This window comes from Methylobacterium sp. Ger2507 (genome assembly GCF_055231875.1).
Genome location: NZ_JBUYVC010000001.1, coordinates 164,618 through 181,357, shown reverse-complemented (window position 1 = coordinate 181,357; position 16,740 = coordinate 164,618). Strand labels below are relative to the sequence as shown.

Annotated in this window: 16 protein-coding genes; 8 read left to right on the top strand and 8 right to left on the bottom strand. The window is 68.2% G+C overall.

Features of this window, described 5'->3' with window-relative positions:
- Positions 1–32: 32 nt before the first annotated feature.
- The 3 genes from ACV7NL_RS00915 (at position 33) to pyrF (ending at position 3,725) form a co-directional block, all read left to right on the top strand.
- Positions 33–2,240 carry a xanthine dehydrogenase family protein molybdopterin-binding subunit gene (locus tag ACV7NL_RS00915; RefSeq protein ID WP_463354661.1) on the top strand — a complete coding sequence of 736 codons (2,208 nt, stop codon included), beginning with the start codon at positions 33–35 and terminating at the stop codon, positions 2,238–2,240.
- A gap of 66 nt (positions 2,241–2,306) precedes the next feature.
- Complete coding sequence (locus ACV7NL_RS00910) at positions 2,307–2,981, top strand: uracil-DNA glycosylase family protein (protein WP_247636829.1); 675 nt, start codon at positions 2,307–2,309, stop codon at positions 2,979–2,981.
- A 48-nt stretch (positions 2,982–3,029) separates the two neighbouring features.
- A complete protein-coding gene (gene pyrF / locus ACV7NL_RS00905; RefSeq protein WP_056488347.1) occupies positions 3,030–3,725 on the top strand; it encodes an orotidine-5'-phosphate decarboxylase in 696 nt (231 codons plus the stop codon).
- A gap of 12 nt (positions 3,726–3,737) precedes the next feature.
- Here pyrF and ACV7NL_RS00900 read toward each other — a convergent pair whose 3' ends face one another.
- The 3 genes from ACV7NL_RS00900 to arsH all read right to left on the bottom strand — a co-directional run bounded on the left by ACV7NL_RS00900 (position 3,738) and on the right by arsH (position 6,959).
- A complete protein-coding gene (locus ACV7NL_RS00900) occupies positions 3,738–4,790 on the bottom strand; it encodes a helix-turn-helix domain-containing protein (protein ID WP_463354660.1) in 1,053 nt (350 codons plus the stop codon).
- Between the two features lie 219 nt (positions 4,791–5,009).
- Complete coding sequence (locus tag ACV7NL_RS00895) at positions 5,010–6,071, bottom strand: double zinc ribbon domain-containing protein (protein WP_463354659.1); 1,062 nt, start codon at positions 6,069–6,071, stop codon at positions 5,010–5,012.
- 141 nt (positions 6,072–6,212) lie between these two features.
- Positions 6,213–6,959 carry an arsenical resistance protein ArsH gene (arsH, locus tag ACV7NL_RS00890; protein ID WP_056184982.1) on the bottom strand — a complete coding sequence of 249 codons (747 nt, stop codon included), beginning with the start codon at positions 6,957–6,959 and terminating at the stop codon, positions 6,213–6,215.
- A 50-nt stretch (positions 6,960–7,009) separates the two neighbouring features.
- On the opposite strand from arsH, the gene ACV7NL_RS00885 reads away from it, so the two are divergent.
- From ACV7NL_RS00885 to ACV7NL_RS00875, 3 genes are read left to right on the top strand one after another with little or no spacing between them, the layout of a single operon-like run.
- Complete coding sequence (locus ACV7NL_RS00885; protein ID WP_463357035.1) at positions 7,010–7,369, top strand: ArsR/SmtB family transcription factor; 360 nt, start codon at positions 7,010–7,012, stop codon at positions 7,367–7,369.
- Positions 7,362–7,799, top strand: a complete 438-nt coding sequence (gene arsC / locus ACV7NL_RS00880) for an arsenate reductase (glutaredoxin) (protein ID WP_247636824.1) — start codon at positions 7,362–7,364, stop codon at positions 7,797–7,799. The genes ACV7NL_RS00885 and arsC overlap by 8 nt, the downstream gene beginning before the upstream one ends.
- Positions 7,800–7,833: 34 nt before the next feature.
- The gene (locus ACV7NL_RS00875) at positions 7,834–9,141 is read left to right on the top strand and encodes an arsenic transporter (RefSeq protein WP_463354658.1); all 1,308 of its coding nucleotides are present in this window, start codon (positions 7,834–7,836) and stop codon (positions 9,139–9,141) included.
- Positions 9,142–9,192: 51 nt separating this feature from the next.
- Here ACV7NL_RS00875 and ACV7NL_RS00870 read toward each other — a convergent pair whose 3' ends face one another.
- The 5 genes from ACV7NL_RS00870 to ACV7NL_RS00850 all read right to left on the bottom strand — a co-directional run bounded on the left by ACV7NL_RS00870 (position 9,193) and on the right by ACV7NL_RS00850 (position 14,778).
- Positions 9,193–9,813 carry a TetR/AcrR family transcriptional regulator gene (locus ACV7NL_RS00870; protein WP_056185176.1) on the bottom strand — a complete coding sequence of 207 codons (621 nt, stop codon included), beginning with the start codon at positions 9,811–9,813 and terminating at the stop codon, positions 9,193–9,195.
- 184 nt (positions 9,814–9,997) lie between these two features.
- On the bottom strand, positions 9,998–10,195 hold the full coding sequence (locus ACV7NL_RS00865) for a hypothetical protein (RefSeq protein ID WP_056184995.1): 198 nt from the start codon (positions 10,193–10,195) through the stop codon (positions 9,998–10,000).
- A gap of 215 nt (positions 10,196–10,410) precedes the next feature.
- A complete protein-coding gene (locus ACV7NL_RS00860) occupies positions 10,411–12,207 on the bottom strand; it encodes an NADPH-dependent assimilatory sulfite reductase hemoprotein subunit (protein ID WP_463354657.1) in 1,797 nt (598 codons plus the stop codon).
- A gap of 179 nt (positions 12,208–12,386) precedes the next feature.
- Entirely contained in the window at positions 12,387–14,162 is a 1,776-nt protein-coding gene (locus ACV7NL_RS00855) for a diflavin oxidoreductase (RefSeq protein WP_463354656.1), read from the bottom strand.
- A 109-nt stretch (positions 14,163–14,271) separates the two neighbouring features.
- Positions 14,272–14,778 carry an Lrp/AsnC family transcriptional regulator gene (locus tag ACV7NL_RS00850; protein ID WP_056185002.1) on the bottom strand — a complete coding sequence of 169 codons (507 nt, stop codon included), beginning with the start codon at positions 14,776–14,778 and terminating at the stop codon, positions 14,272–14,274.
- Between the two features lie 225 nt (positions 14,779–15,003).
- Here ACV7NL_RS00850 and ACV7NL_RS00845 point away from each other — a divergent pair, with 225 nt between their 5' ends.
- Positions 15,004–15,801, top strand: coding sequence for a phosphoadenylyl-sulfate reductase (locus ACV7NL_RS00845; protein WP_463354655.1), 798 nt, complete (start codon positions 15,004–15,006; stop codon positions 15,799–15,801).
- Positions 15,798–16,739, top strand: coding sequence for a sulfate adenylyltransferase subunit CysD (cysD, locus tag ACV7NL_RS00840; protein WP_056185009.1), 942 nt, complete (start codon positions 15,798–15,800; stop codon positions 16,737–16,739). Before ACV7NL_RS00845 ends, cysD begins: the two co-directional genes overlap by 4 nt.
- The last annotated feature ends 1 nt before the right edge of the window (position 16,740 follow it).

The following is a 16,740-nucleotide window of genomic DNA, read 5'->3' as shown; positions in this document are numbered from 1 at the left end:
CTCTCGATCCCGCGTCTGAACTGGAGCCCCCCATGCTGAAGGTCCGTCAGGCCACGCCGCCCGTGCCCTCCCGCCGCGCATTCCTTGGCGGGGGCGCCGTGGCCGCCGGTGCCCTCGTCATCGGCTTCACCCTCGATCCGGCGAAGTTCGCCAAGGCCGCCGCCGGTCCCGACCTGTCGGGCCTGCCGGCCCAACCCAACGCCTTCGTGCGCATCGCCGCCGACGACACCGTGACGGTGGTGATCAAGCACCTCGACATGGGCCAGGGCAACACCACCGGCCTCGCCACCATCCTGGCGGACGAGCTCGACGCGGATTGGGCCACCATCCGCACCACCTTCGCGCCGGCCGATGCCACGCTCTACAACAACTTCGCCTTCGGCCCGGTCCAGGGCACCGGCGGCTCCACCGCCATCGCCAATTCCTGGGTCCAGCTCCGCAAGGCGGGTGCGGCCGCCCGGGCCATGCTGGTGGCCGCGGCGGCCGAGCGCTGGAAGGTCGCGGCCTCGGAGATCACGGTCGCGTCCGGCACCGTGCGCCACGCCGCTTCGAACCGGCAGGCCCGCTTCGGCGAACTGGCGGAAGCCGCCGCCGCCCAGCCGGTGCCGAAGGAGCCCCGCCTCAAGGAGGCGAGCCAGTTCACCCTCATCGGCAAGAAGGTGGCGCGCCTCGATTCGACGGCCAAGACCGACGGCACGGCAATCTACTCCCTCGACATCCGTCGCCCCGGCCAGCTCACGGCGGTGGTCGCCCATTCGCCGCGCTTCGGCGGTACCGTGAAGACCGTCGACGACGCGGCTGCCCGTGCGGTGGCGGGCGTGGTCGACGTGGTGACGATTCCCACCGGCGTCGCCGTGCTCGCCAAGGATACCTGGTCGGCGATGAAGGGCCGCGACGCCCTCAAGCTCACCTGGGACGACAGCGCCGCCGAGACCCGCTCCTCCGACGCGATCCTGGCCGATCACCGCAAGCGCCTCGACACGCCGGGCCTCGTCGCCTCGCAGAAGGGCGACGCCGCCGGCGCCATCGCGGGGTCGGCCAAAGTGCTGGAGGCCGAGTTCACCTTCCCGTACCTCGCCCATGCGGCGCTCGAGCCCCTCAACGCCACCATCGAGAAAGCCTCGGACGGCACCTACGACGTTTTCGCCGGTTGCCAGCTCCAGACCATCGAGCAGGCCGTGGTGGCGGCCAATCTCGGAGTGACCACCGACAAGGTTCGGCTGCACACCCAGTGGGCCGGCGGTTCGTTCGGCCGGCGCGCGACGCCGAGCGCCGACTACTTCGCCGAGACGGCTTCGATCGTCCGGGCGACGGGCGGCAAGGCGCCGGTCCATCTGGTCTGGACCCGCGAGGACGACATGGCCGGCGGCTTCTACCGGCCGATGGTGGTTCATCGCCTGCGCGCCGGCCTCGACGCCAAGGGCGGGATCACCGGCTGGGAGCACCGGACCATCGGCAAGTCGATCATGATCGGCACCGCCTTCGAGACCATGATCGTCAAGGACGGCATCGACGCGACCACCGTCGAGGGCGCCTCCGATACGCCCTATGCGCTGCCGGCCTACCGCTTCGAGGTCCACAACGCCCGCGAGGGCGTGCCGGTGCTGTGGTGGCGCTCGGTCGGTCACACCCACACTGCCCAGGCGATGGAGGTGTTCATCGACGAGCTCGCTCACGCGGCCGGCGCCGATCCGGTGGCTTACCGCCTCGGGTTGCTGGGTGGCGCCCCGCGCCTCTCCGCCACCCTGAAGCTGGCAGCCGAGAAGGCCGGCTGGGACCCGAAGAAGACGACCGACAAGAACCGCGGCCTCGGCGTCGCGGCGCACGAATCCTTCGGCTCCTACGTCGCCATGGTGGCCGATGTCACGGCCGAGGATGCCAAGGTGAAGGTCAACCGCATCGTGGCGGCGGTCGATGTGGGCGTCGCGGTCAACCCGGACGTGATCCGCGCCCAGGTCGAGGGCGCAGTCGGCTTCGCCCTGTCGTCGGTCCTGCGCAACAGGATCACGCTCAAGGACGGTGTGGTGCAGGAGAAGAACTACGACGCCTACGAGCCGACCCGCATGAGCGAGATGCCGGTGGTCGAGGTCCATATCGTGCCCTCGACAGCCGCGCCCACCGGCATCGGCGAGCCCGGCGTACCGGTGATCGCCCCGGCGATCTCGAACGCGATCTTCGCCGCCACCGGCCAGCGCCTACGCTCGCTGCCTCTCGACCTCAGCGGCCTCAAGGGCGCCTGAACCGAGCCGGAGCGACGACACGGCCCCTCGCCGCCGGGGGAGGGGCCGCCTATCTCGGTGGGCATCATGCTTCCCGAAACCGATTGCGCCGAGATCGCCGCCCCCGAGATCGCCCCCGCCGAAACCGCCTTCGACGTCACGGTGGCGCGCCTGCGGGCCTGCCGGATCTGCCGTGACGCTCCCCTCTACGGCGCTCCCCTGCCGCAGGAGCCGCGTCCCATCGTGCAGGGGCTCGCCTCGGCCCGGCTCTGCGTCGCGAGTCAGGCGCCGGGCAACCGCGCGGACCAGAGCGGCATCCCGTTCATGGACCCGTCGGGCACCCGCCTGCGCGATTGGCTCGGCCTCGACGAGGCGGCGTTCTACGATGCGCGCCGCCTCGCCATCGTGCCCATGGGCGCATGCTTTCCGGGCTACGATGCCAAGGGCGGGGACAAGCCGCCGCGACGCGAATGCGCGGAACGCTGGCGGACCGAGCTGTTCGCCGGGCTGCCGAAGCTCGAATTGATCCTGGTGATCGGCCAATACGCGCAAGCCTGGCATCTCGGCCGATCGAAGGCCGGCCTCACCGACACCGTCCGGCGCTGGCGCGAGGTTCTGGGAAGCCCGGGCACGCCGCGGGTGCTGCCGCTGCCCCATCCGTCCTGGCGCAACAGCGGCTGGCTCAAGGCCAATCCGTGGTTCGAAACGGAGCTGCTGCCCGTCCTGAAGGCGGAAGTGGCGCGCGCGATGGCGCCCCGTTGACACGAGGGCCGGCGCGCGGGATCGCTCGCTGCGAAACCGGAGAGACCCATGACCGCCCTGCTGGACCCGCGCGACCGCCTGATCGTCGCCCTCGACGTGGCAAGCGTGGACGAGGCCGAGCGCCTCGTCGACCGGATCGGCGATGCGGCGACCTTCTACAAGATCGGCTACCGGCTCGCCTATGCGGGCGGTCTCGCCCTGGTGCCGCGCCTCGCCGCCAGCGGCCGCAAGGTGTTCCTCGACCTGAAGCTCCACGACATCGGCAACACCGTGGAGGAGGGGGTGCGCGCCCTCACCGACCTCGGCGCCACCTTCCTTACCGTTCACGCCTATCCGCAGACCATGCGGGCGGCGATCCGGGGCCGGGGCGCGAGCGGCCCCCGGATTCTCGCCGTCACGGTCCTGACCTCCTACGACGATGCCGATGCGGCGGAGGCGGGCTATGCCCTGTCGGTGGCCGACCTCGTCGCCCGCCGCGCCGCGCAGGCGGCCGAGATCGGCATCGACGGCATCGTCTGCAGCGCCGCCGAGGCGCCGGCGGTGCGGACGCGGATCGGGCCGGACCGCGCCATCGTCACCCCGGGCATCCGGCCGGCGGGGGCCGAGGCCGGCGATCAGAAGCGCGTGATGACGCCCGGAGAGGCGCGCCGCATCGGCATCGACCACGTAGTGGTCGGCCGCCCCATCACCCAGGCGGCGGACCCGCGCGCGGTGGCGGAGGCCATCGTCGCCGAGATGCGCTAGACCCGAAAGCTGTCAGGTCGTGCGCAACAACCGCATCCAGTTGGCGAAACCCTGAGCGTCAACCAAGCCGTCCGTATGGGCTGCGACCAGCGCGTTTCCGCGCTCACGCGCATTTCGCGGGGAAATGCCGAACGCCTCTCGGAACGCACGCGCGAAGGCCGCGGCGCTGGCGAAGCCCCACTGACAGGCGACCTCGCTGATCCGCTCGCGTTTGATCGGATCCGCCAATTGTAACGCCGCGCCCGTCAGCCTCCGGCGACGAATCAGATTGGCTACGCCGCCCGCAGACTCGCAGGCCCGGTACAAAGCTGAGCGGGAGATGCCCAGGTGGCTGGCGATCCGGGCCGCGTTCAAGTCGGGATCTGCGATATGGGCATCCACGTATTGGCCTATGCGGCGTAAATCCGAGGGCTGACCACAAGCGATTCGACGATCATGGTCCGCTGGCTGGCCCGCCAGAACCGCACCCGCCAGCGCGACGGTCGCTCCCGCCGCGAGCATGGCCTGGCGCACGCTCAACAGCGCGGCGCGTCTTGTCAGAGACAGGAGGTATTCCCCGAGGAGGTCCGTCAGCGGATCGCCGGCGGCGAGAACGACCCCATGCAATCGACCGAAATCCTGCAGGAAGGGCCGAAACTCGTCGCGTGGAAACAGGAGGCTGACGTTGGCGAAACAGCTACTGCGGGTCTCAAGCGTGTCGCTCAGATCGAAGACGCAGATGTCTCCCGCCGCGACCCGGATCGAACGCGTGCGCGTAGCGCCAACGAAACCGCCCTCGAGATAAAGTTGAATGAGAATGTGGTCGAGTCCACTGGTCGCCACGAGCGCCGCCGATCGCCTGAAGATCAGGGGCGGGCCACGAAACACGCCGAGCATCATTTTTCCGAGGTGCCAGCTCAGCAGATCCACGACGACGGGGTCGTCTTCGCCTGTCCGCTCCACCGAAAACACGTCTTCGACGGCGACCTGGAACTGCTTCAGCGCCACATCCGCCCCAAGGGCGGAGCCATCGATCCTGAAGGTCGGTATCGCGGTCGCGCTGTTTGGGTCGCCAAGCGAACTCATGCGGGGGTCACGGCGGGAGTGGGCAACACAGCATGTTGCAAAATCAATGACCTGGACCAGAATCAGCGGCTCATTCCAGACTGCTTAGCGCCGTATCCGGGAGTTGTCGAAATTGCCTTCCGGTCGAGGCTTGGGAAGGTTGCGGTCAGAGCCTGTTTGACGTCCTCCGCCGGCCGTCCCCAACTGTCGCCGAGGGCGCCGCGCCCGCAAGTGCGCTCGTCAGGCGCCGACCGGCGCGCCGGCGGGTTCGGCGGCCGGCGTCCCGCAGGCCGAGCAGAAGCGCTCGAAGGTGCTCTTTCGATGGCTGCAGGCGGGGCAGCGCTCGAACACGCCGATCCCGCAATGCGGACAGAAATTCGCCTCTGGGTTGGCGAGGTCGATCGGCCGCTCGCATCCGGGGCAGGCCTTCTTGGCGAGGCGCAGCAGAGCCTGATCGGTGACGATCTCGGTCCGGCGCTCGGCATTCGGCCGCAGCTCGGCGGCCTTCTGGCGCTCGTTGTAGGCGTGGAGCGCGGTGATCGCGGCGCGGCCCGCCACGAGGGTGAGCACCACCCCGACCCCGTACTGCACATAGCCGCCATAGCTCGGCAGGTAGGGCACCAGTTCGACGAAGAACCCGAAGATCGCCGCGAGCGCGAAGCCCCAGACGAAGGGCCAGTTGCGGGTGCGCCGGCGCTTCAGCATCAGCCATCCGGCGAGGATCAGCAGGGGCAGCGTCACGGCGAGCCGGTCGCCGAACACACGCAGCTCCTGCTCGCGCTCGGCGGCATCGAGCCGGGCCTGGGCCGCATCGCGCAGGTCGCCGACGACCTTCTCCTGGGCTTCCTCCCGGTCGGACAGGGTCAGTCGCGCGCTGGCCCGGGCTTCCAGGCGCTCCTCGATGGCGCGCTCCGCCGCCTTCAGGGCATCGAGCTGCTGCGTGCGGGCGACGAGGCCGGGATCCTGGTCGACGCGCTGGGTCGCATCGCGGGTCTTGAGCCAGTTGGTGAAGGTCTCCTGTGCGGAGAGAGAGGCGGAGCGGGCGGCTTCCAGGGCGAGCTGGTCCTGCTCGTCCTGCCGCAGGGTGTCGGCCTGCTCGCGGCGGATTTGCTTCAGGGCCTCGTCTGCCGGCCGCGCGTCCTCGGTGTCGAGGAACTGCTGCAGGGTGTAGCGATGCTCGACCTGGGGCATGTTGCCGACCACCAGGGAGCCGAGGCCGATCAGGAACCAGGCGAAGAGGAGCGCGACCAGCCAAAGGAACAGCGTGAACCAGCGTTCGGAAAGCCTGCGACCGGATGCCATGTTAGTCCCTTGTTCGGCGCGAGGCGCCCGCGTCCCGCGCGGCTCGGCCCCCGGTCTCTTAATCCAAGGTCGAGGTCCGGGACCATCCGGTTCGAGCCCGGGCCTGCCCGTGCAACCGATCGGGTTTACCGGGGCGTGGCCCTAGCGCTTCCCGAAGCCGACATCCGCCGCCACTGCCCTCAGGCGCTCCGGCTCCCGGTCCTTCCGCTCGCTGTAGCGGTCCACCAAGTAATCGGCGCGCTCTCGGGTCAGGAGCGTGAACTTCATCAACTCTTCGCACACATCGACCACCCGCTCGTAGAGCGGCCCCGGCTTCATGCGGCCGTCGTCGTCGAACGCCGTGTAGGCCATCGGCACCGACGATTGGTTGGGGATGGTGATCATCCGCATCCAGCGCCCGAGGATTCGCAGGTTGTTGACCGCGTTGAACGATTGCGACCCCCCTGAGACCTGCATCACCGCCAGGGTGCGCCCCTGCGTCGGTCGCACGCTGCCCTCGCTCAAGGGAAGCCAGTCGATCTGGCTCTTCATGACGCCGGTCATGCTGCCGTGCCGCTCTGGCGTCACCCAGACGTGGCCTTCGGACCAGATCGAGAGCTGCCGCAGTTCCTGCACCTTCGGGTGATCGACGGTGCCATCGTCGGGAAGGGGGAGCCCGTGCGCATGGTAGAGGCGCACCTCTCCGCCCATCGCTTCCAGAAGCCGGGCCGCCTCGTAGGCCAGGAACCGGCTGAACGAGCGCGGACGCAGCGAGCCGTAGAGGATCAGGAACCGAGGGGCGTGCGCGAACGGCCGAGCCACCGCAAGATCGGCCGGGACCGGCACCGCGAAATGCGCAGGGCTCACGTTCGGCAAACCATCGGCGAACGGCTGTTCGGGCTTGTCCACGGTACGACTCTCCTCTACATTTCAATGATCGTTGAGATATTGTGTGAATGATCGAGGAACGGCAAGCCCTCGCGGCCTTCGCGGCTCTGGGTCAGGAACATCGCCTGCGCATCGTGCGGGCGTTGGTCATCGCGGGTCCGGCCGGTCTGTCGGCGGGGGCGCTTGCCGGGGCGGTCGGAGTTTCGGGCACCAACCTGTCCTTCCATGTGAAGGAGCTTCTCCATGCCGGCCTGATCCAGGCCAGGCGGGACGGGCGATCGATCCTCTACAGCGCTGCCTATCCGGGCCTCTCGGGGCTGATCGAATTCCTCATGCGCGACTGCTGCCAGGGTCGCCCCGAAGTCTGCGGCCAGATCACCGGAGCGCTGGCCGCCTGTCCCTGCCAACCTGGAGAGGCCGACGATGCCTGACCCGTTCGATGTCGTGATCTACCACAACCCAGATTGCGGCACGTCCCGCAATACCCTGGCGATGATCCGCAACGCCGGCATCGAACCGCACGTGATCGAGTACCTGAAGACGCCGCCCGCACGGGCGCTCCTGGTGCAACTGCTCTCCCGTGCCGGCCTGTCGGTCCGTGATGTCCTGCGCGAGACGGGCACGCCCTACGCGGAATTGAACCTGGGCGACTTGGCGCTGACCGATGCGCAGTTGCTGGATGCCGTCGAGGCGCATCCGATCCTGCTCAACCGCCCGCTGGTGATCACGCCGCGCGGCGTCGCCCTGTGCCGACCGTCCGAGGCCGTGCTGCATCTCCTGCCGGTCCAGCAGGGCGAATTCGTCAAGGAAGACGGTGAGCGGGTGGTGGACGAGCACGGCCGGCGCATCGCGACGGCCTGAGCCTCACCTGCAACCACAACAAGAAACCTCGCCGATGCTCGCGCTTGCGATTTTCCTCGTCACCCTCGTGTTCGTCATCTGGCAGCCCAGGGGCTTCGGGATCGGATGGAGCGCCCTGATCGGTGCCGCGGTCGCCCTCGCCACGGGGGTGATCCAGCCGGGTGATATTCCGGTGGTCTGGCAGATCGTCTGGGATGCCACGTTCACCTTCGTGGCACTCATCATCATCTCGCTGCTGCTGGACGAGGCCGGCTTCTTCCACTGGGCGGCGCTGCACATCGCCCGCTGGGGCGGCGGCCGGGGCCGGCTGCTGTTCCCGCTGGTCATTCTGCTCGGTGCCGCCATCGCGGCGGTGTTCGCCAACGATGGCGCGGCCCTGCTCCTGACGCCGATCGTGCTGGCCATCCTGCTCCGGCTGAACTTCAAGCCGGCGGCGGCGCTGGCCTTCATCGTCGCCTGCGGGTTCGTGGCGGACAGCACCAGCCTGCCGCTGGTGATCTCGAACCTCGTCAACATCGTCTCGGCGAACTTCTTCGACGTGACCTTCGGCCGCTACGCTGCCGTGATGGTCCCGGTGAACCTGGTGTCGCTGGCCGCCACCTTGGGGGTGCTGTGGGCCTATTACCGGCGCGACCTGCCAGCGACGTACCCGGTCGATGAACTGGAACCGCCTCGGGACGCGATCCATGATCCGGTCGTGTTCAAGGCCGCCTTTCCGCTGCTTGGCCTGCTCCTGCTCGCCTATTTCATCACCGCACCGCTCGGCGTCCCGGTCTCCGTCGTCACCTGTGCGGGCGCTGCGGTGCTGCTCGGTCTGGCGCTGCGCAGCCGGGTCATTCCCATTTGCAAGGTGCTCACCGGTGCGCCCTGGCAGATCGTGCTGTTCAGCCTCGGCATGTACCTCGTGGTCTATGGCCTGCGGAATGCCGGCCTGACCGACGCGCTGGCCAAGGGCCTCGTGTGGCTGGCCGGGCATGGCCCCTGGGTCGGGACGCTCGGCACCGGGTTTGCCGCCGCGATCCTGTCTTCGGTCATGAACAACATGCCGAGCGTGCTGGTCGGCGCGCTGTCGATCCAGCAGGCCCCGGACCTGACACCGCTGACCCGCGAGCTGATGATCTACGCCAACCTGATCGGCTGCGATCTCGGGCCGAAACTTACGCCCATCGGCAGTCTGGCGACCCTGCTCTGGCTGCACGTCCTGGCGTCGAAAGGCCAGACCATCACGTGGGGGCAGTACATGCGGGTCGGGCTCGTCATCACCCCGCCCGTACTGGCGGTGACGCTTCTGGCACTCGCAGCCTGGCTGCCGCTGCTCGGGACGCAGCCGATCGTCCCGTAAGGTGGACCGGCGCAGCCCGTTTCGACTCCGGGATGTCCGGACGAACGACCCTCAGGTGCGAGGCCGCAGGCTTCCGATCAGGAACTCGATCATGGCCGCCAAGGGCGGGGCCCCGGCATCCGGGTAGTGGCTGACGAGTGCGGGATGACAGTAACGGATGATCGCCGTGTGGATGCAGGCCGCGGCGAGGGCGGGATCGGCCACCACGAACTCGCCTGCTTCGGCGCCCTCGCGGACCAGGCGCTCGAACAGCGAGCCGATCTGATCGACATGCGCACGGCACACGTTCCAGCTCTCGGTGATCGCCGCTTCGACCATCTCGTGCAGGCGCGGGTTGGCCTCGCAGCGCTCGACGCAAGCCGTATGCATCACCGTGATCGTGCGGGCGATGCGATCCACGGCACTCAGGCCGGGCGTCTCCACGACCTCGGTGACTCTGAGCTCGGTGTCGTCCATCAGCCGCTTGATGACGGCTTCGTGGATCGCCTTCTTCGAGTCGAAGAAGCGGTACACGTTGGCTGGGCTCATCCGCAGTGTCTTGGCGATGTCGGCGACGGTGGTCTTCTGATAGCCGACGACGCGGAACGCCTCTTCGGCCGTCGCCAGGATCCGGCAGCGGGTGGTGGGGGCAGCCTCTTCGGGGATCGTGCGATCGATGACCGCGGAACGCATCATCCGGGTAAACTAGGCCGTTGCGACCGCAACGTCAAAAAATCACAAATCTCCCGACGCGTCGCGACGGTCCCGAATGGATGGCGCCGGGTACAGCGACGGGAACCCTGAGGCGAGTCAGGCCCAGGCGACGCCAGGCCCATGCGTACGAGGATGCGACGGGCCGTGGCGGAGGTTTCGATGCTTAGGAGCCGAACTGGGAACCCAATTGCTCCAAGTATTCGGCCAGATCGACGCCGCCGACGCGCTTGCCGTAATCGAAGCGCATACCCTGCTGAATGTCGACGCGGCTCTCCTTCGTCGTCAGCGTGAAGGGCTTGACGCAGATCCAGGCGCCATCGCGACGATGTTCGAAGAAGCTCAAAATTTCATGCTTGGCCATTGGGGCCTCCCCGGCTGTCTCGACGGACAACGGGGATGGGCCGGAACGGTTGCGCGGTGGGTTAACGAACTTCGCGGCGAATCTTTAGTCTTGCGGGATGCCGCAGCACGTTGGCCCGATGCTGCATCGCAACGATTTCCTGCTTGCGGGCCCTCCCTCTCTGGGAGCAGAGAGCCGTCCGGAGGGCCTCGACCCTCCGGACCGATGAGGCCGGGTCAGGCCGCGCTCTTGAGGGCGCCGGTGTGGTCGTGGAAGTCGGGTCCGTTGATCGTCCGGGTCACGTAACCGTCGCGGATGAGGTAGTCGCCGAAGCGCTCGCCAGCCTGCTTGTGCCGGGCATAAGCCGCGAAGAGCGGGTCCAGGATCGTCTTGATCTCCGAGGCGGTGACGTCTTCCGCGAAGAGCTTGCCCAGGCGCGAACCGTCGAAGGCCGCCCCGAGATAGAGGTGGTAGCGCTCGGGGCCGCGGCCGACGAGGCCGATCTCGGCGATGAACGGCCGGGCGCAGCCGTTGGGGCAGCCGGTCATCCGGATGGTGATCTCGTCGTCCTGGAGCCCGTGCGACGCCAGGCTGGTCTCCAGCTCGGTCATCAGGTCCGGCAGGTAACGCTCGCTCTCGGCCAGCGCCAGTCCACAGGTCGGCAGGGCGACGCAGGCCATCGAGTTGCGGCGCAGCGCGCTCGCGCCCTTCAGCATGCCGTACTGGTCCACCAGCGCCTCGATCTCGGCGCGCTTCTCGGCCGGCACGTTGGCGATGATGACGTTCTGGTTGCCGGTGAGGCGGAAATCGCCCTGATGGATCTCGGCGATCCGGCGCAGGCCGGTGAGCAGCTGCGGACCGTTGTCGTAATCCTTGATCCGGCCCGAGGCGACGTAGAGCGTCAGGTGATGGCGCCCGTCGTCGCCCTCGGTCCAGCCGTAGCGGTCGCCGTTGCCGGTGAAAGCGAAAGGCTTCGGATCGGCGAGCGGCTTGCCGACGCGCGTCTCGACCTCGGCCCGGAAGGCTGCGAGGCCGTAACGCTCGATGGTGTATTTCAGGCGGGCGTTCTTGCGGACCTTGCGGTTGCCCCAGTCGCGCTGCACCGTCATCACGGCCTCGGCGACCTTCAGGGCGTCCGCCGGTTCGACGAAGCACATCACGTCGGCGGTGCGCGGGAAGGTGTCGGTCTCGCCATGGGTCATGCCCATGCCGCCGCCCACCGTGACGTTCCAGCCCGTCACTTGGCCTTTATTGTCCAGGATGGCGATGAAGCCGAGATCGTGGGCGAAGATGTCCACCTCGTTGGACGGGGGCACCGCCACCACGGTCTTGAACTTCCGGGGCAGGTAGGTCTTGCCGTAGACCGGCTCGACCTCGGCCACCTCCGCGCCGCCGACCACGCGCTCGCCATCGAGCCAGATCTCGCGCCAGGCGCTGGTCTTGGGCAGGAGCGAGTCGGAGATGTCCTTGGCGAGCTGGTAGGCGGCCTTGTGGGCGCCGGTCTGGGCCGGGTTGGTCGCCGCCATGACGTTGCGGTTGACGTCGCCGCAGGCCGCGATGGTGTCGAGGAGCGTCGCGTCGATGGCCGCCATCGTGCGCTTGAGGTTCGACTTGATGACGCCGTGATACTGGAAGGTCTGGCGCGTGGTCGCGCGCAGCGCCCCGCCCGCGTAGGTCGTGGCGATCTCGTCCAAGGCCAGCCACTGCTTCGGGGTGACGACGCCGCCGGCGATGCGCAGGCGGATCATGAAGCTGTAGGCCTTCTCGAGCTTCTTCTTGGTGCGCTCGGCCCGGATGTCGCGGTCGTCCTGCAGGTACATCCCGTGGAACTTCACGAGCTGCCCGTCATCCTCCGAGATGGCGCCGGTGGCGTGCTTCAGCAGGCCGTCAGCGAGGGTCCCGCGCAGGTAGCCGCTGGCGATCTTGATGTGTTCGTTGGCGGCCAGACCGGCCGCGCGCGCCGCTTCCGCGTCCGAGATCGGGCGGTCGGTGGGCGGGGTCTCGTAGGTGCGGGTGGTGGTCTTGTCGGCCATGGCGGGCTTTCCGGTCTTTTCGATGTTGAGCGGTGCGGGCTCTTCCCGCTCTCCTCTGCGGGAGAGGGTGGCCCGCGAAGCGGGTCGGGTGAGGGGAGCGCCCTATCCGGAGAGGTTGCCCCTCTCCCGCCTGCTCCGCAGGCACCCTCCCCGCGGAGGGGGAGGGTCATGCTCGTGTCCTAGTAAACGTCCTGCTGGTAGCGGTGCGCCTTCTCCAGGGCGGCCACCGCCGCTTCCGCGTCGGCGGGGCTGAGCGCCTTCACGTCCTGGAAGGCCTTCACCACGGCGTTGCGGACGTCCTTGGCCATCCGGGTGGCGTCGCCGCAGACGTAGAAGCTGGCGCCGCCGTCGAGCCAGGCGACGACCTCCTTCGCGTGCTGGGCGATGCGGTCCTGCACGTAGATCTTCTCCGGCTGGTCGCGCGAGAAGGCCACGTCGATCTGGGTCAGCGACGTGTCCTCCAGGGCCTCCTGCCATTCGAGCTGGTACAGGAAGTCGTGGGTGAAGTGGCGGTCGCCGAAGAACAGCCAGGAACGGCCCGGGGCCGCGACGGCCCGGCGCTCCTGCACGAAGGCGCGGAACGGGGCGACGCCGGTGCCCGGCCCCACCATGATGATGTCGGTGGCGGGGTCCTGCGGCAGGCGGAAGTGCCGGTTCGGCTTCAGCTTCACCCGCAGCTTGGCGCCGTTGCGGATGCGGTCGGCCACATGGGTCGAGGCCACACCCGAGCGCGCCCGGCCGTGGGTCTCGTAGCGCACCGCCGCGATCACGAGGTGGACCTCGTCGCCCACCTCCTTCCGCGATGAGGCGATGGAATAGGCCCGCGGCGGCAGCGGCCGGGTGATGGTGCCGAGGTGCTCGGCCGTGAGCGTGGCCGGGAAGCTCTGGATGAGATCGATGAGGTGGCGCCCCTCGATCCAGGCCTTGGCCTCGCCGCTGTCGATGAGCTTCTGCGCCTCGGCATGGCCGGTGGCCTTGACGAAGCGCTCCACGGTCGTCGCCGACAGGGTGGTGATGTCCCGCTCCGCCAGCAGGGCCTGGCGCAGCGCCGCGTCGCCGGACAGGCCGGTGGCGGCGAGGATCTCGTCGACCAGGGCCGGGTCGTTCTCCGGATAGATCTCCAGCGAATCACCCGGCTCGTAGGCGGGGGCTCCGTCCTCGAATTCGAGGGCGAGGTGGATGGTCTCCTTGTCGGAGCGCGAGGAGTTCAGGTTCACATGGTCGATGACCTCGACCACCTTGGGCTCGCGGCTCGGCTCGACGTCGTCGTCCTCGTCGCCCGCGACCCGCGCGGCGAAATCGACGGCTACCACGTTGTCGGCGCTCGGCGGGGGGGTGAGCGCTTTCAGGGTGTCCTTGATCCAGGCCGCTGCCGGCGTCTCGAAATCGAGGTCGAGGTCGGCACGCTCGTGGGCGCGGATGCCGCCCAGGGCTTCGAAGCGGGCGTCGAGCGCCTTTCCGATGGCGCAGAACTCGGCATAGGAGGTGTCGCCCAGCGAGAGCACGCCGAACGAGACGCCGTCTAGCCGCGGGGCGCCGTCGCCCATCAGCTCGTTATAGGCCCGCGTCGCGCGGGCCGGGGGCTCGCCCTCGCCCCAGGTCGCCGCAATGGCGACGATGCGCTTCTCCTTGGCGAGGCTGGCGATCTCGAGATCGGCGAAATCGACCACCTTCGGCTTGAAGCCGTTCTTGCGGGCGAGCTTGGCCATGTTGTTGGCGAGCGTCTCGGAATTTCCGGATTCACTGGCGAACAGGATGGTCAGGGGCTCGGCCGCCTTCGGCGGCGCGGCCGGGACGGCAGCGGCCTGCGGCGCTCCGCCGGCGTCGAGGCCGGCCAGAAAGCCAGCCAGCCAGGCGCGCTGTATCGGGGTGGCGGCGCCGAGGACGGCGTCGAGGCTCGCGCGTTCGGTGTCGCCGAAGGGAGCCGTGCGGGGAAGGATCGCGTGTCGTGCCATAAGGAAAGCCATGTCGTCCTGAGAGGCCGGCTGTCAACGGGGTTGTCCGTTTTACAGAACGACGTCACGGTAGAAGGAGCTGCCTGCGCGGGCAGGGCAAAAGAGAATTCTATTCTCCAGCCACCACCGACAGGGTCGGGGTGAAGCGACCGTTGGCAGGCGGGGCCGGGAGGGGCAGCGCGGTGGTGGATTTGACCTTCTCCATCGCGAAGCGGGAGGTCACGTTCTTGAGCGGCAGAGTCGCGATGAGATGCTTATAGAACGTATCGTAGGCGCGCATATCGGCGACGACGACGCGGAGCATGTAATCCACGTCCCCTGCCATGCGGTAGAATTCCAGCACCTCGGGCATCGCCGAGACGGTCTCGGCGAAGCGTTCGAGCCATTCGCGCGAGTGATCCGCCGTCTCGATGGAGACGAACACCGTCAGCCCGAGGCCGAGCTTCACCGGATCGAGCACGGCCACGCGCCGGTCGATGACGCCATCCGCCTCGAGGCGCTGGATGCGCTTCCAGCACGGCGTCTGCGACAGGCCGACCTTTTCGCCGATGGTGGCGATGGACAGGGTGGCGTCGTGCTGGAGCAGCGCCAGGATCTTCAGATCGATCGAATCCAAGCTGGCCTCGCGGGTTCGTGAGCGGCGTTGGCGTGCGGGACGGCACGCAACGCTGTCCGATGGAGAAGGAAGTTTCCTCGTTGGGCAACAGAATACGTCCGAGCCCGTTGCCGCAAGGAGCATCGCCGGTGGGGTTTGCCCCCTGGAGATAGCCGCCATGCCTTGACAGCGTTCGTTATAGCGAACATTTCACACGTCAGACAAGCCAGCATCGCAAAGTCTCTGATGACCTCTCAACTGGAAAACACGGCGCGCGACCTCGCCTCCGCCCTGGCGGGACTCGACCTCAAGGGCCGGATCGCACTCATCGAGTCGACGGTACCGGGCCGTCTGGTCTTCACCACGAGCCTCGGGATCGAGGATCAGGCGCTCACCCACGCGGTGGCGATGCACAAGGGCCGGACCGAGATCGTCACCCTCGACACCGGACGGCTCTACCCTGAGACCTACGACACATGGACCGAGACCGAATCGGCCTACGGCATCCGCATCCGCGCCTATGCGCCCGAGCGCGAGGCCGAGGAGCGCTTCGTGGCCGAGTCCGGTATCAACGGGTTCCGCCATTCGGTCGCCGCGCGGCAGGCCTGCTGCGGCTTCCGCAAGGTCGAGCCCCTGGGTCGAGCGCTGGCGGGAGCCGCCGGCTGGCTCACCGGCCTTCGCGCCGGACAGTCGGCGAACCGGGCCGAGACGCCCCTGGCCGAGTCGGATGAAGGGCGTGGCCTGATCAAGATCAATCCGCTCGCCGATTGGACCCGTGCCGACGTCGAGCGCTTCGTCTCGGAAAACTACGTGCCCTACAATGTGCTGCATGATCGCGGCTTCCCGTCGATCGGGTGCGCCCCTTGCACCCGCGCGATCCGGGTCGGAGAGGATGAGCGCGCCGGCCGCTGGTGGTGGGAGCAGGCCTCCAAGAAGGAGTGCGGCCTGCATGTCCACGCGCCCGAAGAAAACGTCGCACCCGGTCAGGAGGCGGCCGCCTTCGAAACCACCCTTCACACCAAACCTCTGGAGATGGCCCGATGAGCGCCGCACCCCTCACCACCCAGGCGGCGAGCCGGTCCGCGCGGCTGACGCACCTGCAGCGCCTGGAGGCCGAGAGCATCCACATCATGCGGGAGACGGTCGCCGAGACCGAGAACCCGGTGATGCTCTATTCCATCGGCAAGGATTCGTCGGTGCTGCTGCATCTGGCGCTGAAGGCTTTCGCGCCCGGCCGCCTGCCGTTCCCCCTGATGCACATCGACACCACATGGAAGTTCAAGGAGATGATCGCGTTTCGTGATCGGCGCGCCCAGGAACTCGGCCTGGATCTCCTCGTCCACACCAACCAGGATGGCCTGGCCCGTGGCATCGGCCCGGTCAGCCACGGTTCGGAAGTCCATACCGACGTGATGAAGACGCAGGCGCTGCGTCAGGCCCTCGACAAGCACAAGTTCGATGCGGCTTTCGGCGGGGCGCGCCGCGATGAGGAGGCGTCCCGCGCCAAGGAGCGTATCGTCAGCCTGCGCACGGCCCAGCATCGCTGGGACCCCAAGCGCCAGCGCGCCGAACCCTGGCACCTCTACAATATGAAGAAGAAGCGCGGCGAGTCGCTGCGGGTGTTCCCGCTCTCCAATTGGACCGAACTCGACGTCTGGCTCTACATCGAGCAGGAGCAGATCCCGATCGTGCCGCTGTACTTCGCCAAGCCCCGCCCGGTGGTGGAGCGCGACGGCCAGCTCATCATGGTCGACGACGAGCGCCTGCCGCTCGAGCCCGGCGAGACGCCGAAGGAGGTGTCGGTCCGTTTCCGCACCCTCGGCGATTACCCGCTGACCGGGGCCGTCGAGAGCGACGCCGCGACGCTGCCGGAGATCATCGGCGAGACCCTGGCCGCCCGCACCTCGGAGCGCCAGGGCCGCGTGATCGACAAGGACGGAGCCGGCGCCATGGAGCGCAAGAAGCAGGAGGGCTATTTCTAAG